The sequence below is a fragment of the Mongoliimonas terrestris genome, assembly GCF_001927285.1.
Taxonomy (GTDB): Bacteria; Pseudomonadota; Alphaproteobacteria; order Rhizobiales; family Pleomorphomonadaceae; genus Chthonobacter; species Chthonobacter terrestris.
The window spans coordinates 140,024-155,711 of sequence record NZ_MSIG01000012.1; the positions used below are offsets into that span (position 1 = coordinate 140,024).

The window sequence follows — 15,688 nt, forward strand, 5'->3', positions numbered from 1 at the left end:
ATGAGCAAATACAGGCCTTTACGCGAGCATCTGGAGAAAGCCGGCGGGCGTTCGGTCCTCCCCATGACTTTCGGTGAGATCGAAGCCCTGCTCGGCTTTCCACTCCCCCGATCGTCCCGTCGTCACCGCGCATTCTGGAGCAACAATCCGTCCAACAACGTCATGACCCACGCCTGGTTGCAGGCCGGCTACGAGACCGCAGACGTCGACCTGACGAGCGAGCGGCTGGTCTTTCGGAAAGCCGCCGCAGCACTCGGACAGACCTCGGCCCCATCTCGCTCCGTGGACCCGTCGAAGGTCGTGCCGACAGACGACGACGAAGGCGAGCCGATCGTCTGCCGGCACCCGATGTTCGGTGCCCTCAAGGGACTGATCTCGGTGGAACCCGGCTACGACCTGACCCAGCCGCTGTTCGATGACGACTATTGGGAGAAGCGGATGGAAGAGAAGTATCGTGATCTCTGATCTCTTGGTCGACACCTGCGTGGCGATCTGGCTTCTCGAGGGACGAACCTTGTCCCGGAAAGGCACGATCGCCCTGAACGAGAGCGTGGACCTGCAACGCTCCGTTGTTCTGTCTCCTGTCGTTGCCTGGGAGTTCGGCATGCTGGAGGCGCGGCGACGGCTTGCGCTGAGGTTCGATGCCCTGTCAGCCTATCGGGTCCTCAGCACACTTCCGGCTACAAGAACCATTGACCTGACCCCCGAGATCCTGGTGGCCTCGACCCAACTCCCCGGTTCGCCCCACGGAGATCCGTTCGACCGCATCGTGATGGCGACGGCCCGGCTGGAGGGTCTTACGGTTCTGACCAGCGACCGCAAAATCCTCGCTTACGCCGATGCCGGCTATATCGCCGCCATTCCCTGTTCGCCCATCCGCTCCTGACGAGTCCCGCCCATGTCCAGCACCCTGAAAGTCATCTCCCCCGTCGACGGTTCGCTCTACGCCGAGCGCCCGATCGCGTCCGACACCGAGATCGCCGCGGTCTTCTCCGCCGCTCGCGACGCCCAGCGGGCCTGGGCCGCGCTGCCGCTCGAGGAGCGAAGCGCGTTCTGCATCAAGGCCATGGAGGCTCTTGTTGCGATGCGGCAGGAGATCGCCGAAGAGCTGACGTGGCAGATGGGCCGGCCGATCCGCTACACGCCATACGAGCTCAACGGCGTCGAACAGCGCACCCGCCATATGGCATCGATCGCCGCGGAGAGCCTCGCGCCCCTTGATTCCGGCCTTGAGAACGGCACCTCCGGCGCTCACCGCAAGATCACCCGCGAGCCGCTCGGCGTCGTCTTCGTGCTGGCGCCCTGGAACTACCCGTATCTCACCACGGTCAACTCGGTGATGCCGGCGCTGATGGCCGGCAATACGGTCGTCCTCAAGCATTCCGACCAGACGTTGCTGGTCGCCGAGCGCTTCCAGAAAGCGTTCGACGCCGCCGGCCTGCCGAAAGGCGTCTTCCAGCACGTGGTCCTCTCGCACGAGCAGTCCGGCCGGGTGATCGCCGCCCGGATGGTCGACATGGTGGCCTTCACCGGCTCGGTCGCAGGCGGCGAGGCCATGGAACGGGCGGCGGTCGGCAAGTTCCTGCCGCTCAACCTGGAGCTCGGCGGCAAGGACCCGGCCTACATCCGCCCGGACGCCAAGCTTCAGTTCGCCATCGAGAACGTCGCCGACGGCGCCTTCTTCAACTCCGGCCAGTGTTGCTGCGGGGTGGAGCGGGTCTATGTGCACGAGGCCGTCTATGACGACTTTGTCGAAGGCCTGGTTACCTTCGCTAAGACCTACGTGCTCGGCAATCCGACCGATCCGTCCGTCACCCTCGGCCCGCTCGCCCGCCCGCGCCAGGCCGCCTTCGTGCGCGACCAGATCGCCCGCGCCATCCGCGCCGGCGCCAAGGCCCACATCGACCCGAAGAGCTTTGCCGCCGACCAGGAGGGCACGCCCTACCTCGCCCCGCAGATCCTCACGGACGTGAACCACCAGATGGACTTCATGACCGAGGAGACCTTCGGACCGGCCGTCGGCATCATGAAGGTGCGCGACGACGCCGAGGCGATCCAGCTCATGAACGACTCGCGCTACGGCCTCACCGCCTCCATCTGGACCGAGGACCTCGACGCCGCCGAAGCCATCGGCACGCGGGTGGAGACCGGCACGATCTTCGTCAACCGCTGCGATTATCTCGACCCGGCCCTTACCTGGACCGGCGTCAAGGACACCGGCCGCGGCGCCGCCCTCTCGCCCCTCGGCTTCCACGGCCTGACCCGCCCGAAGAGCTGGTACATGCGCAAGGCACCGGTGTGAGAGGCGGGACAGCGGATGTGTCCTGGAGCATTGAGAGCGATATCGACGTCGCTGGTTTCAAGGCGCATCTGCTCCACCGCATCGATCGTCATGGTCCGCGAAGGCGGACCACCCACGCATTTCCCGCGTCGGAACCACCCCGATCTGCATGACCACGCAGCGCCGTCCGGTAAGCGGGGCTGGTTCGCCTTCGCGGCCCATGACGATGGGGGGATTCCGAAATTCTCTCGTGAACCGCCACCGTCCCACCGTTTAGATGTCAGTTCTTCGAATCCCCCGCGTCGCTCCGAGCCCCCCAATCACCGAGATCCACCCATGACCATCCGCGCCAACTGGAACTACCCCAATGCCGTCCGCTTCGGAGCCGGCCGCATTAAGGAACTCGCCGACGCCTGCAAGGCGACCGGCATCGCCCGGCCGCTGTTCGTCACCGATCCCGGCCTTGTCGATCTGCCGATGACCCAGGCGGCCATCGCCGACCTCAAGGAGGCAGGCCTTGCCGTGACGGTCTTCTCCGAGGTCAAGGGCAACCCGGTGGAGAGCAACGTCTACGCCGGCATCGACCGGCTGCGGCTCGGCAAGTGCGACGGCGTCGTCTGCTTCGGCGGCGGCTCGGCGCTCGACGTGGGCAAGGTCATCGCCTTCATGGCCGGCCAGACCCGGCCCATGTGGGACTTCGAGGACATCGGCGACTGGTGGACCCGCGCCGACCCGGCCGGCATCGCCCCGAACATCTGCGTCTCCACCACCGCCGGCACCGGCTCGGAGGTCGGTCGCGCGGGCGTGATCACCCACGAGGCGACCCACACCAAGAAGGTGATCTTCCACCCGAAGATGATGCCCTCGGTCACCATCCTGGACCCGGAACTCACCGTCGGCCTGCCGGCGAAGATCACCGCCTGGACCGGGATGGACGCCCTCGCCCACTGCATCGAGGCCTATTGCGCGCCGGGCTTCCACCCCATGGCCGACGGCATCGCGCTGGAAGGCATGCGCCTCGTCAAGGACAACCTCGCCCGCGCCGTCACGACCCCGGACGACCTCGACGCCCGCGGCGCCATGCTGACGGCCGCGTCCATGGGCGCCACGGCCTTCCAGAAGGGCCTCGGCGGCATCCACGCCCTCTCCCATCCGGTCGGAGCGCTCTACGACACTCACCACGGGCTCACCAACGCGGTGTTCATGCCCTATGTGCTGAACTTCAACCGCCCCGCCGTCGAGGAACGCCTCGCCCGCGCCGCCGCCTATCTCGGCCTCGACCGCTCGTTCGACGCCTTCGTGGCCTGGATCCTTGCGCTCCGCGAGCAGATCGGCATCCCGCACACCCTCGCAGGCCTCGGCGTCGACGACAGCCGCCTCGACGAGATCGCCGCCATGGCGGTGGTGGACCCGACCGCCGGCGGCAACCCGGTGCCGCTGGACGAGGCTGCCGCCAAAGCGATCTTCCGATCGGCGCTGTGAGCTGCCATTCTTGAAAGGCCCGATCTCTCCGGATATTTTCTCAGGGAGATCGGAGCCGCCCATGACCACCCCCGCCCAACGCCGCGCCCTCGCCACCCACCGCCGCCGCACAACAGAAAAGGGTCTGGTGCGTGTGGAGGTTCGCGTGCCGAACGTCAGCGCACCGCTCATCCAACGCGTGGCAGAGCGTCTGCGCAACGACCCCGCTGCCGGTGAACGGATCGAAGCGGCGGTATTGAAGTCAGGCAGCGGACCCGCCAAGCCCGTGACCTGGGGCGAACTCCTGTCCAACCTGCCGGACGTGTCCGGCCCGGAGTACGACGAGGTCTTCGAAACAACGCGCGGCAAGTGGACGATGCGCCCTTCCGAGCTTTGAGGTGTACCTCATCGACACCAACGTTCTCTCGGAGGTCCGTCGCGGTTCACGCGGCAATCCAGGCGCCGTCCGCTGGATGCTGGCCACAGACCCGGAACTGACCGTGACAAGCGTTGTCGTTCTCGCCGAACTGCTGCACGGGGTAGAGCGGCTGAGACGCCGGGATCCCACGCAGCATGCCTCACTCCTGAGCTGGTACCGCAGCATTCGACAAGGATTTGGCCCGCGCGTCTACGATGTCACGGAACCGATCGCTGTCCGTTGGGCCGAGATCATGGTCCCCGACCGCCTTCCAGATCTCGATGCCCTCATCGCCGCAACCGCCCTCGTTCACGAGTTGACCGTGGTGACCCGAAACGTGGACGACTTCGAGCGCTGCGGGGTAAAAGTGTTCAACCCGTTCATCTGATCGGTGAGGTATCCGCGGCCGCGTGAGGATACCCGGTGCCCCGTCTGTGGCTCACCGGTCGGACACGGTGGTCCGCCCCCTTCACTAGGATCGCTTTGTTTGCCATCGGGGTCGATCAGGTAGATAGCCCCCGATCTGCGATCCCCCTCACCCGAACACCACCGTCTTCACCCCGTTCACGAACACCCGTCGCTCCACGTGCGCCTTCACGGCGCGGGCGAGCACGCGGGCTTCGATGTCGCGGCCCTTGATCATCAGCGCCTCGGCGCCGTCGGCGTGGGTCACGCGCTCGGCGTCCTGCTCTATGATCGGGCCCTCGTCGAGGTCGCCGGTCACGTAGTGGGCGGTGGCGCCGATCAGCTTCACGCCGCGGCGGTGGGCCTGGCTGTAAGGAGCGGCGCCCTTGAAGGCGGGGAGGAAGGAATGGTGGATGTTGATGGCGCGGCCGGAGATGCGCTGCGAGGCCTCGTCGGAGAGCACCTGCATATAGCGGGCGAGCACGACCAGATCGGCGCGCACCTCGTCGACGAGGGCGAACAGACGCTCCTCCTGGGCGCGCTTGGTTTCCGGCGTCACCGGCCAGTGGTGGAAGGCGATGCCGTTGGCCTCCGCGGTTCCCCGGCTCGTCTCGTGGTTGGAGACGATCGCCACGATCTCCACCGGCAGCGCGCCGAGGCGCGCGCGGTAGAGGAGATCCTGCAGGCAGTGGTCGAACTTCGACACCATCACGATCAGCCGCGCCTTCGCGGCGGCGTCCACCACGTCCCAGGTCATCGCGAACCGTTTGGCGACGGCGGACAGCGCGCCCTTCACGTCGCCGGCAGTGACGCCGTCGGGCGCCTGGAATAGCACACGCATGAAGAAGCGGCCGGTCTCGGCGTCGCCATACTGGTGGCTCTCCACGATGTTGCCGCCCACGTTGGCGAGCGTGGAGGCGACGCCGGCCACGATGCCCGGCTTGTCGTCGCACGAAAGGGTGAGGATGAGGCGCGGATCGGAAGACATGGGGGACGTCTTTTCTCGGCTGGTGGAGGAAAGGGGCGGCCTCTTGGCGGGTCGTCCGCCTTGTCATAGACGAAATCTCCGCGGCATTGCAGCATGGCGCAAGGATCGAAACGCCGAGGCACCTCCGTCTCGAATCCCGGCAGGCGCAATCGGCATCGCGTCGCCGGAACCGGGCCGGTCGCGCCCCGACCTTCACGCCGCCGCCGGAACCGTCTAAGACCCCAGCGCAACCGCACCGTCCCGCGCCTCGGAGACCGCCCATGCCCGTCACCCCGTTTTCCGATCGCTTCGGCAAGCTCGCCGCCGCCCGCTCGCCGCTCTGCGTCGGCATCGACCCGGCCCCGGAGACCCTCAAGCTCTGGGACCTGCCCTACACGGCCGAGGGCGTCAGGGTGTTCGGCCTGGAGATGGTGGAGGCGCTCGGCGACCGGATCGGCGTGTTCAAGCCGCAGGTGGCCTTCTACGAGCGGTTCGGCTGGCAGGGCCTGAAGGTCCTGGAGGAGGTGGTCCGCCACATCCGCTCGGCCGACGCCCTGGCGCTCGCCGACGTGAAGCGGATGGACATCGGCCACACCCTGGAGGCCTACGCCGCCGCCTGGCTCGGTGACGACGCCGGCCTGCCGGTGGACGCCATCACGCTCGGCGCCTACATGGGGTCCGGGTCGCTGCGGCCCGTGGTGGCGCGGGCGATCGCCGCCGGAGCCGGCCTCTTCGTCGTGGTGCGCTCCTCCAATCCGGACGGCATCCTGCTGCAGAACGCCCGCCAGGAGGACGACCGGACGGTGGCGGACGCACTCGCCGACGACCTCACCGCCTACAACGCCAGCCACTTGAGCGGAGAAAAACTCGGCCCGGTCGGCGCCGTGGTGGGTGCGACCCTCGACGACGCGGACGCTGTCCTGGAGCGGCTCGGCACGTCGCTCATCCTGGCGCCCGGCATCGGCGCGCAGGGCGCCAGCATGAAGGACGTGCGCCAGCGGTTCGGCTCGACCGCCTGCAAGCGGACGCTCCCGACCGTCTCGCGCCAGATCGGACATGCCGGCCCGGCCAAGGCGCGGATCCGCGAGATGGCGGACGCGCTTCGCGACGAGGCCTTCGCGCTTCGCGGCTGATCCCGTTCCGGCCAACGCCCCCTTTCATCGACACGGATGTTCCGACCACCCATGGCATCGCCTCCCGTCCTCTTCCTGAAGAACACCCGCCTGACCTTCGGGGCGACGCCCCTCCTTACCGGGGCGGACCTCGTCGTCAGCGAGGGCGACCGGATCACGCTCGTCGGCCGCAACGGCTCGGGCAAGTCGACGCTCCTGAAGATCGCCGCCGGCATGGTGGAGGCGGACGACGGCGAGCGCTTCGTCCAGCCCGGCAAGACCATCCGCTACCTGCCGCAGGAGCCGGACCTTTCCGCCTATCCGACCACGCTCGCCTATGTGGAGGCCGGCCTCGGCCCCGGCGACGAGCACTACCGGGCGCAGTATCTCCTCAACGAACTCGGCCTCACCGGCGAGGAGACGCCGGCCGGCCTCTCCGGCGGCGAGGCGCGTCGGGCGGCGCTCGCCCGGGTGCTCGCCCCGGAGCCGGACATCCTGCTCCTCGACGAGCCGACAAACCATCTGGACCTGCCCGTCATCGAGTGGCTGGAAGGCGAGTTGAAGTCGCTCCGCTCCGCCCTCGTGCTGATTTCCCACGACCGCCGCTTCCTGGAGAACCTGTCGCGCACCACGGTCTGGCTCGACCGCGGCGTGACGCGCACCCTGGACCGGGGGTTCTCCCATTTCGAGGGTTGGCGCGACGAGGTGCTGGCGGAAGAGGAGCGCGAACTTGCAAAGCTCGACCAGCGCATCAAGGAAGAGGAGCACTGGATGCGCTACGGCGTCACCGCCCGGCGCAAACGCAACGTCCGGCGCGTGGACCTCCTCGCCGAGATGCGCCGCCAGAAGCGCGAGCACCGGGGTCCGACCGGCGCGGTGAAGATGGAGGCCGCCCAGGCGGATGCCGGGTCCAAGCTCGTCATCGAGGCCAAGGGCGTGACCAAACGCTACGGCGACCGGGCGATCGTGGAGGATTTCTCCATCCGCATCGGCCGCGGCGACCGCATCGGCATTCTCGGCCCGAACGGGGCCGGCAAGACCACGCTTCTGCGGATGCTCACCGGCGATCTTCTGCCGGACAGCGGGTCGGTCAAACTCGGCGTCTCGCTGGAGATGCAGACACTCGACCAGCGCCGCGCCAGCCTCGACCCGAACACCACGCTTGCCGACGCCCTCACCGACGGCAAGGGCGACTGGGTGGTGATCGGCGAGGAGAAGCGGCACGTCATCGGCTACATGAAGGATTTCCTGTTCGCCCCGGAACAGGCCCGCACGCCCCTGTCGGCGCTCTCCGGCGGCGAGCGGGGCCGGGTGATGCTGGCCCGGGCGCTGGCGCGGCCGTCGAACCTCCTGGTGCTCGACGAGCCCACCAACGACCTGGACCTGGAAACCCTCGACCTCCTGGAGGATCTCCTCGGCGACTATGCCGGCACGGTGATCGTCGTCAGCCACGACCGCGACTTCATCGACCGGGTGGTGGCGTCCGTGGTGATGGCCGAGGGCGACGGGCGCTGGACCGAATACGCGGGCGGCTACTCGGACATGATCGCCCAGCGCGGCCGCGGGGTCGAGGCGCGGCGCGCCGACGCTCCGGTGCGGTCGGGAAAGGCGGCGGATGCGGAGGGCCGTCCCGCGCAGAAGACCAAGGCCAAGATGTCCTTCAAGGACAAGCACGCCCTGGAGACCTTGCCGAAGCGGGTCGAGGCGCTGACCCGGCAAGCCGCAGACCTGAAGGCTGCATTGGCCGACCCGGCTCTCTATCAGGGAGGATCGTCCAGCTTTTCGGAGAAGGCTGCTGCCCTCGCCGAGATCGAAAAAGCCATAGCGGCTGCGGAGGACGAATGGCTGCGGTTGGAGATTCTGAAGGACGAATTCGGAGAATAGGTACACGATCTCCCCGACAGCCACGTCAGTACAGTGCTTTTCACACCTTCGGTAGATGTCGTAGTCATACGTAGCTGCCATGTTGCACTGCAACAGGCGGATTTAGCATTCGATGATTGAAATCTGTTCTTAATAGGTACGTGTTTCAGTTATCCCCGATAAGAGGTGGACCCACCCTGGGGGGATCATGTTCGGCCTATCCAACCGTAAGTCAGAAACGACCGCGCGCTCGTCTTCTGAGGGAACTCAAGAGTTGCGGGCGCTGGCCTCGGCGTCCGAAAAGCAGATGGAAGAAGCCCGGCAGGAACTCAGCCAACTGCGTCGTCGGCTTTCGGTGGACTTCGGGCAGACGGTCGAACTCTCGGTCAACATGAGCGAGCTCATGTGCCTGATGGCCTGGTCGAACGGCAACGTTCGCAAGCTGTCCGGCGAGACGGTCGCGATTTCCGGCGCCGTGGAGGAAATGGCGCGCACGATCCAGAACATCGCCGAACTCAGCGAGGGCGCCCAGCGCCGGTCGTCCGATGCCCGTGAACTGGTCGGCGTCGGTGCCGCCCGCGCCCAGTCCGCCGGACGCGCGATGTCGGAGATCTCCGCTGCCTTCTCCGGTCTCGACGAGCGCATGCAGATGCTCGGCAGCGCCACGGAATCCATTGGCGGCTTCGCCAAGGAAATCGAGAACATCTCCAGCCAGACCAAGCTCCTGGCGCTAAACGCCACCATCGAGGCGGCGCGCGCCGGCGAGGCCGGGCGCGGTTTCGCGGTCGTGGCGGCGGAAGTGAAGGCGCTCTCCGAGGAGACCTCCAAGACCACGGAGCTCATCCGCGGCCAGCTCAGCACGCTTGCCGACGTCATGCAGTCGATGCTCTACGCCATGGCCGAAGGCGGCGCCAAGGTGCGCGACGGCGCGGCCACCTTCGAGGCCGTGGTCAACGACATGGAAAGCATCCGCGGCTGCGTGGGTGAGGTGAACGGCTCCATCGGCTCGATCGCCACCATGCTGTCCGACCAGCACAACGCCACCGAATCGATCGCCAAGAGCCTCACCGAGATCGCCCGCCTCGCCGGCCAGAACGAGACGGACACCGCCAGCTCGGTCAACTACATCGAGAAGGCCGAGGGCATTCTCGCTCATAAGCTGGACGACGCCCGCAACCTCGGCATCTCCGGCATGAACGAGCGGCGGATGCGCGCCGACCACATGGCCTGGAAGCGTCGCCTCGCCGAAGGCCTTGTCGGCCTCAAGCCGATCGACGGCCGCAGCTTCGGCTTGAAGAACAAGCCGCTCGGCGAAGCCTTCGAGCAGGTCACCGACACGGCCGTGCGCAACGATCCGGCCTTCCGCGCCATCGGTCCGATGACGGAGAGCATGGCCAACGATGCGGCCCGCATGGTGCAGGAGCTGTCCACCGGCAACATGGGCAAGGCCATCGACCACTATGTGTCGATGGACAAGACCTCCAGCGAAGTGATGCAGAAGCTGAGCGATCTGGTTCGCAATCTGCGCATCGAGAGCTGATCGGCCGATCGCCTTCCCCGGGAGCCTTGATCGTGCCCAAGTTGGGCGTTGAATGTCCCGCGACGTTCGACGAGATCTGAGGCTCCCGCCACGTGACGCATATCGTGATCCGCCTTGCCATGGTCCTGGTCGCCGTTTTCGCCCTTTCGGGCGGGGCGGCGGCGCAAACCGTCCCGGGATTGCCGTCCGCCCTCAATCCGGCTGCCCCGTCGCCCGCCGAACCGGCCGCCGAGGCCCTTTCGGCCAAGGAGGCGGCCGAGGCGCTCATCCGGGTGCTCGACGACGACGCCGCCCGCGCCCGCCTGGTAGAGGATCTGCGCCGGCTTGCCGCCGAACCGCCCCCGGCCGCCGCAGATACGCCGCCCGCACCCGGCGTGCCGGCTGGCGAGGCCGCACCGACCGCCGAAGGCGCCCAGCCGGTTCTCGACATCACCGACGACACGCTTGCCCGCGAACTCGGCGAGTACACCCAGACGCTCGCCCGCGAGATCTCCGATTTCGTGACCAAGATCTGGCGCGGCCTCGCCAACCTCATGCGCCTCTTCAACGGCAGCATGGAGGTTGACTGGAACCGGGTCAGCGCCGAGGTGGTGCCGCTTCTCGGTCTCGTGCTCGTCGCCTTCTTCACGCTCTACTCCCTGCGCTGGCTCGCCCAGTGGCCGCTGAACCGTCTTGCCGCCCTCAGCGCCGAGCGCCCGCAGCCGGTGCGGAAGGTCGCCTTCCTGACGATGGCGACCGCCCTCGACCTGATCATCGTCGGCCTCGCTTGGGTGGCGGCGGGCACCTACCTGGTGGCCAACACCGCCGGCACGCGCATCGATCTCATCGAAAGCCTCTTCCTCAACGCCTTCGCGCTGATCGAGGTCACCAAGGTGGTCGTCCGTGCGGTGTTTCAGCCCCGTCGGCCGGCGCTGCGCGTCTTTCCCATTTCCGATCAGACAGCCCGCTACTGGAACTGGTGGATCGCCCGCCTAATCGGCTTCCTCGGCTACGGCGTGATGCTCGTGGTGCCGATCGTCAACTCCACGATCGCCTTCGCCATCGGCATCGGCGTTCGCCTCGCCATCGTGCTCACCGCGCTCGTCACCACCATGGTGCTCGTCCTCCGCAACCGGACGAAGGTGCGCGACGGCCTGATCGAGGCCGCGATGCTGATCCGGGGCGGCGCCCTCTCGGCCTCCCTCGCCATGGCGGCGCGCGCCTGGCACGTCGCCGTGATCGCCTACGTTCTCGTCGCATTCGCGGTCTGGGTCAGCCGACCGTTCGACGCGGTCAGCTACATGGCGACCGCCACGGTCCAGACGCTTGTCATCATCATCCTCGGCGGCGGCCTGATGAGCCTGATGTCGCGCGCCATCACCGGCGGCATCCGAATGCCGGCGGACATCAAGCGCGCCTTACCGCTGCTGGAGAACCGGCTGAATCTGCTGATCCCGAGCTTCCTCGGCGTGCTGCGCATTCTGATGTTCATCGTCGTCACGGCCGCGGTGCTCCAGGCCTGGGAGCTGATCGACGCCGCCGCCTGGATGGAGACCGAGTCCGGGCGCGCCCTGGTCGGCCGCGTGGTGACCGCGCTCATCATCGTGATCGTCGCCATGCTGATCTGGATCGCCGCCACGTCCTGGATCGAATACCGCCTCAACCCGGCGTCCGGCCGGGTCTCAACCGCACGGGCGCGGACGCTCTTCTCCCTGTTCCGGAACGCCTTTTCCATTCTCCTCGTCGTCATCACGACCATGCTGGTGCTGTCGGAACTCGGCGTCGACATCGCCCCGCTCATCGCCGGTGCCGGTGTGCTCGGCCTTGCGGTCGGCTTCGGCTCGCAGAAGCTGGTGCAGGACATCATCACGGGCGCCTTCATCCAGTTCGAGAACGCGATGAACGAAGGCGACGTGGTGACGGTGTTCAACATCTCCGGCGTGGTGGAGCGGCTCACCATCCGCTCCGTCGGCCTGCGCGACGTGAACGGCGTCTACCACGTGATCCCCTTCTCGTCGGTGGACAGCGTGTCCAACGCCATGCGGGGATTCGCCTTCCATGTCGCCGACGTCTCGGTCGCCTACAAGGAGAACATCCCCGAGGTGAAGCGCTTCATGGGCATCGCCTTCGAGCGCCTGATGGGCACCCCGAACGGCGCGCATATCCTCGAGCCTCTGGAGATGAACGGCGTCATCCAGCTGACCGATAACGCCGTCGTCATCCGCGGGCGGATCAAGACCGTACCGGGCCAGCAGTGGGCGGTCGGGCGCGCCTACACCGAATTCGTCAAGGAGGTCTTCGACGAGAACGGCGTGGAGATCCCGTTCCCCCAGCAGACCGTCTGGTTCGGCCATCCGAAGGACGGGCGCGAGCCGGACCTGCGCGTGGCCGCGGACGACGAGCAGACCCTCGCCCGGGAGAAACTCGCCGGCCGCGCCGAACGCCAACCGCGGCGCAAGCGCACACCGCGCGACACCGTGGACGTTCCGGACAGCCCGGAGCGGCGCGAGATGGAGGATGTGGACGGCGACGAGGGGCTCAACCGTTGACCTTGACCCCATTCGTCACTTGACGACATAGGAATCTCGGGGTTTCTGCTCGCCGGACCCGGCTGCCTGGGCCACACGACGGTGTCCGGTCAAACAAGCGTCATATCGTTGCCGGGTGAAAGGCCTACACCGTCGAAAAGGCCACACGCCGGCATGACTCCAGGAGCGGTCGCAACCGATCGCCCTCATCCGTGACGGCGCCAAGGAGGGTATCGAGGTCGTGCTGCAGCCTGTCGACGAGAAGCCGGACGAACGGTCCGCCGCGACCGGTTCGGTGCGTCGCCTGATTCGCTGGGCCGGCCCCGTCGTCGCCGTCGGGCTGATCGTCTCGGCGTCTTTCGTGCTGTGGCAGATGGTGACCTCCATGTCCTACGCGGATGTGGAGCGGGCCATCCTCACCATGTCGCCCTGGCGCATTCTGGCGAGCTTCCTCTTTACCGCCATCGGTCTCGCCTCGCTGGCCTGCTACGACGTCGTCGGCGTCCTGGTGATCAGCCGCAAACCGGCGTTCACCCTGCGGCGCGCGGCGGCCGGCAGCCTGATCGCCAACATCTTCGCCAATGTCCTCGGCCTGCCGCTGCTGTCCGGCGGCTCGGCCCGCTACCGGATCTATTCCATGGTGGGCGCGAGCTTCTCCGTGGTCGGTCGGCTGATCGTCATGAGCTGGCTGACCATGTGGTCCGGCATCGTGGCGGTGCTCGGCCTCAGCCTCACGTTCGAGGCCGGACGGGACGTGCCGGTGTTCGGCCACCATCTGGTGGACCGCGGCATCGGCGTTCTGCTTGTTCTCGCCATCGTGGGCTTCGTGGTCTGGGTGGGCGCCAAGCGACGGGCGATCCGGCTCGGCGGCTGGACCATTCGCTTGCCCAACACCGCGATGGCCCTTTTCATGGTCCTCGTCGGTGCCGTCGACCTGGTGGCCGCCGCCTCCGCGCTCTGGATTCTCCTCCCGGCGGATGCCGCGCCGGATCTCGCCCGCTACATCGTCGCCTACTCGGTCGGGCTCGTCGCCGGCATTGCCGCCAACACGCCGGGCGGCATCGGCGTGTTCGAGGCGGCTCTCGTCACCGGCCTCGGCATCGCCGAACGCCCGGACGTGGCCGCGGCGCTGATTCTGTTCCGGTTGATCTATTTCGTGGTGCCGCTGGTGTTCGCCCTCGCGCTCCTCGGGCTGATCGAGCTGCGTCAGCGCCGGATCGACCGGCTGAGACTCTGCGACGACGATCCGACGTCGTGATCGGCAGGCGCGCGGGCGTGCCCGCGCAACAGTCTCCGCACCGTTCATGACGAAGGCGGAGGGCGGGCACCAGGCGAAGCCGCGACCTTGCAAGCCTTCCCCGAGCCCACCCCTCGTGCTACTTGGATTTTCCCCGTCGGTTCATCACCGATGCACGGCACCCTGCCGGACCCGCCCTCCGGGTGACCGCTCTCCCTCCGCTTCCTGAAGACACGGCAACCCATGTCCGCCACCGCTCCAGCCGTGCCGCCGCCGTCTGTCAACGCCTTCGCCTACCGGCCCTTCGTCTACTACTGGATCTGCCGGGTTCTCGGCACCTTCGGCGTCCAGATCGTCTCTGTGGCGGTTGGCTGGAAGGTCTACGACATGACGCGCGACCCCCTCGCGCTCGGCATCGTCGGCCTCGTGCAGTTCCTGCCGGCGCTTGCCCTGGTGCTCTTCACCGGAACCGTGGCCGACCGCTACAGCCGCCGGAAGATTATGGCGCTTTGCATCGGGGCGGAAGCCATCTGCACCGGCATCCTCTATTGGGTGAGCCACGTGGGGCTGACGGTGGTCTGGCCCATCTACCTGGCCCTGATGGCGATCGGCGTCGCGCGCGCCTTCTTCGGCCCCGCCATGCAGGCGCTGGTGCCGAACCTGGTGCCGCCCCAGGCGCTCGCCAACGCGGTCGCGTGGAATTCCTCCTCCTGGCAGATCGCCACCATCACCGGCCCCGTCGCCGGCGGGCTTCTCTACGGACTCTCTGAATTCGCCGCCTATGCGACCGCGATCGCGATCTTCATTCTCGCCGGCATCTTTATCCTGCTGGTGCCCAAGCAGCCCCGCCACGCCATCACCGAAGAGAGGTCATGGGAGGCGGTCTCGGCCGGGTTCCGCTATGTGTTCACCAACCGCATCGTGCTCGGCGCCATATCGCTCGATCTCTTCGCCGTCCTCCTCGGCGGCGCGCTCGCCCTGATGCCCGCCTATGCGCGCGACATCCTGGACGTCGGCCCGTGGGGCTTGGGGCTGATGCGGGCGGCCCCCGGGGTCGGCGCATTGGCAGTCGCCGGGCTGCTCGCCATCAAGCCGATCCGCAGCGCCGCCGGCCTCTGGATGTTCGCCGGTGTCGCCGGCTTCGGACTGACGACGGTGGTGTTCGGCCTTTCCGTGACGCCCTGGATCAGCATCGTCGCCCTCGCCCTGATGGGCGCCAGCGACATGATCTCCGTCTACGTGCGCGAGACCCTGATCCAGCTCGCCACCCCGGATGCGGTGCGCGGGCGGGTGAACGCGGTCAACATGGTGTTCGTCGGCGCCTCCAACGAGCTCGGCGAGTTCCGCGCCGGCGTCTCGGCCGCCGTCATCGGCATCGTCCCTGCCGTGGTGTTCGGCGGCGTCGGCACCATCGTGGTAGCCGGCCTCTGGGCCAAGTGGTTCCCGCAACTCCGCCGTGCCGAACGCCTCGACGGAACGTGAGGGGGCGGGGCGTCAGCCTGGCGTCCTTTCGTCGGTCCGCGTCCAGTCCCAAACCGCATTGCCGTCGCGCTACCGCCCTCCCCGACCTGCCCTCCCCGCCTTCATCGTCATGGTCCGCGCCGGCGGACCACCCACGCATTTCACAGCGCATGCGGTTGGGGCGCGCGCGCAGCTTCAACCGATCCCATCGTCTCACGCCGCAGCCACCGCCCACCCTGCCGGCGCGCTTTCCCTGCGCCGCCGCTTTCGCCTGTCCCCAGAACGCACGAAAGCCCCGGCGAGGGGTCTCGCGCGGGGCTTTGGTGTTTGGGTCTGGTCGTCGTGGAGAAGACGTTTGGGCCGGGCATCGTTGTGGGCCGGTCCGGTCGGGACAGGCTGATGCTCGGTCGGGGTTGTCTCGTGAGGGCGCCTTTCG

At 67.5% G+C, this 15,688-nt stretch carries 13 protein-coding genes; 12 read left to right on the forward strand and 1 reads right to left on the reverse strand.

The window, feature by feature from the left end:
* The 6 genes from BUQ68_RS17045 to BUQ68_RS17065 all read left to right on the forward strand — a co-directional run bounded on the left by BUQ68_RS17045 (position 1) and on the right by BUQ68_RS17065 (position 4,548).
* Complete coding sequence (locus BUQ68_RS17045) at positions 1-465, forward strand: DUF7662 domain-containing protein (protein WP_075217228.1); 465 nt, start codon at positions 1-3, stop codon at positions 463-465.
* Positions 455-886, forward strand: a complete 432-nt coding sequence (locus BUQ68_RS17050; RefSeq protein ID WP_175577834.1) for a type II toxin-antitoxin system VapC family toxin — start codon at positions 455-457, stop codon at positions 884-886. The genes BUQ68_RS17045 and BUQ68_RS17050 overlap by 11 nt, the downstream gene beginning before the upstream one ends.
* 12 nt (positions 887-898) lie before the next feature.
* A complete protein-coding gene (locus tag BUQ68_RS17055) occupies positions 899-2,302 on the forward strand; it encodes an aldehyde dehydrogenase family protein (protein WP_075217205.1) in 1,404 nt (467 codons plus the stop codon).
* Between the two features lie 315 nt (positions 2,303-2,617).
* Positions 2,618-3,763: an iron-containing alcohol dehydrogenase gene (locus BUQ68_RS17060; protein WP_075217206.1), complete on the forward strand. Its 1,146-nt coding sequence runs from the start codon at positions 2,618-2,620 to the stop codon at positions 3,761-3,763.
* A 61-nt stretch (positions 3,764-3,824) separates the two neighbouring features.
* Positions 3,825-4,139: a hypothetical protein gene (locus tag BUQ68_RS23360; RefSeq protein WP_139315262.1), complete on the forward strand. Its 315-nt coding sequence runs from the start codon at positions 3,825-3,827 to the stop codon at positions 4,137-4,139.
* 1 nt (position 4,140) lies between these two features.
* The gene (locus tag BUQ68_RS17065) at positions 4,141-4,548 is read left to right on the forward strand and encodes a type II toxin-antitoxin system VapC family toxin (protein WP_075217207.1); all 408 of its coding nucleotides are present in this window, start codon (positions 4,141-4,143) and stop codon (positions 4,546-4,548) included.
* Positions 4,549-4,695: 147 nt separating this feature from the next.
* On the opposite strand, the gene purU is transcribed toward BUQ68_RS17065, so the two are convergent.
* Positions 4,696-5,553 carry a formyltetrahydrofolate deformylase gene (gene purU, locus BUQ68_RS17070; protein WP_075217208.1) on the reverse strand — a complete coding sequence of 286 codons (858 nt, stop codon included), beginning with the start codon at positions 5,551-5,553 and terminating at the stop codon, positions 4,696-4,698.
* Positions 5,554-5,813: 260 nt separating this feature from the next.
* On the opposite strand from purU, the gene pyrF reads away from it, so the two are divergent.
* The 6 genes from pyrF (at position 5,814) to BUQ68_RS17100 (ending at position 15,273) form a co-directional block, all read left to right on the forward strand.
* Entirely contained in the window at positions 5,814-6,665 is an 852-nt protein-coding gene (pyrF, locus tag BUQ68_RS17075) for an orotidine-5'-phosphate decarboxylase (RefSeq protein ID WP_075217209.1), read from the forward strand.
* Between the two features lie 51 nt (positions 6,666-6,716).
* On the forward strand, positions 6,717-8,528 hold the full coding sequence (locus BUQ68_RS17080) for an ABC-F family ATP-binding cassette domain-containing protein (protein WP_075217210.1): 1,812 nt from the start codon (positions 6,717-6,719) through the stop codon (positions 8,526-8,528).
* A gap of 286 nt (positions 8,529-8,814) precedes the next feature.
* The gene (locus BUQ68_RS17085) at positions 8,815-10,047 is read left to right on the forward strand and encodes a methyl-accepting chemotaxis protein (RefSeq protein WP_175577835.1); all 1,233 of its coding nucleotides are present in this window, start codon (positions 8,815-8,817) and stop codon (positions 10,045-10,047) included.
* Between the two features lie 92 nt (positions 10,048-10,139).
* Positions 10,140-12,575, forward strand: coding sequence for a mechanosensitive ion channel domain-containing protein (locus BUQ68_RS17090; RefSeq protein ID WP_075217212.1), 2,436 nt, complete (start codon positions 10,140-10,142; stop codon positions 12,573-12,575).
* Positions 12,576-12,795: 220 nt separating this feature from the next.
* Entirely contained in the window at positions 12,796-13,812 is a 1,017-nt protein-coding gene (locus BUQ68_RS17095) for a putative bifunctional lysylphosphatidylglycerol flippase/synthetase (protein ID WP_075217213.1), read from the forward strand.
* 222 nt (positions 13,813-14,034) lie between these two features.
* A complete protein-coding gene (locus tag BUQ68_RS17100) occupies positions 14,035-15,273 on the forward strand; it encodes an MFS transporter (protein WP_075217214.1) in 1,239 nt (412 codons plus the stop codon).
* The last annotated feature ends 415 nt before the right edge of the window (positions 15,274-15,688 follow it).

Coding starts and splice junctions, on each gene's coding strand:
- BUQ68_RS17060 (WP_075217206.1), top strand. CDS start 2,618: ATGACCATCCGCGCCAACTGGAACTACCCCAATGCCGTCCGCTTCGGA.
- BUQ68_RS17055 (WP_075217205.1), top strand. CDS start 899: ATGTCCAGCACCCTGAAAGTCATCTCCCCCGTCGACGGTTCGCTCTAC.
- BUQ68_RS17100 (WP_075217214.1), top strand. CDS start 14,035: ATGTCCGCCACCGCTCCAGCCGTGCCGCCGCCGTCTGTCAACGCCTTC.
- BUQ68_RS17080 (WP_075217210.1), top strand. CDS start 6,717: ATGGCATCGCCTCCCGTCCTCTTCCTGAAGAACACCCGCCTGACCTTC.
- BUQ68_RS17045 (WP_075217228.1), top strand. CDS start 1: ATGAGCAAATACAGGCCTTTACGCGAGCATCTGGAGAAAGCCGGCGGG.
- purU (WP_075217208.1), bottom strand. CDS start 5,553: ATGTCTTCCGATCCGCGCCTCATCCTCACCCTTTCGTGCGACGACAAG.
- pyrF (WP_075217209.1), top strand. CDS start 5,814: ATGCCCGTCACCCCGTTTTCCGATCGCTTCGGCAAGCTCGCCGCCGCC.
- BUQ68_RS17085 (WP_175577835.1), top strand. CDS start 8,815: ATGGAAGAAGCCCGGCAGGAACTCAGCCAACTGCGTCGTCGGCTTTCG.
- BUQ68_RS23360 (WP_139315262.1), top strand. CDS start 3,825: ATGACCACCCCCGCCCAACGCCGCGCCCTCGCCACCCACCGCCGCCGC.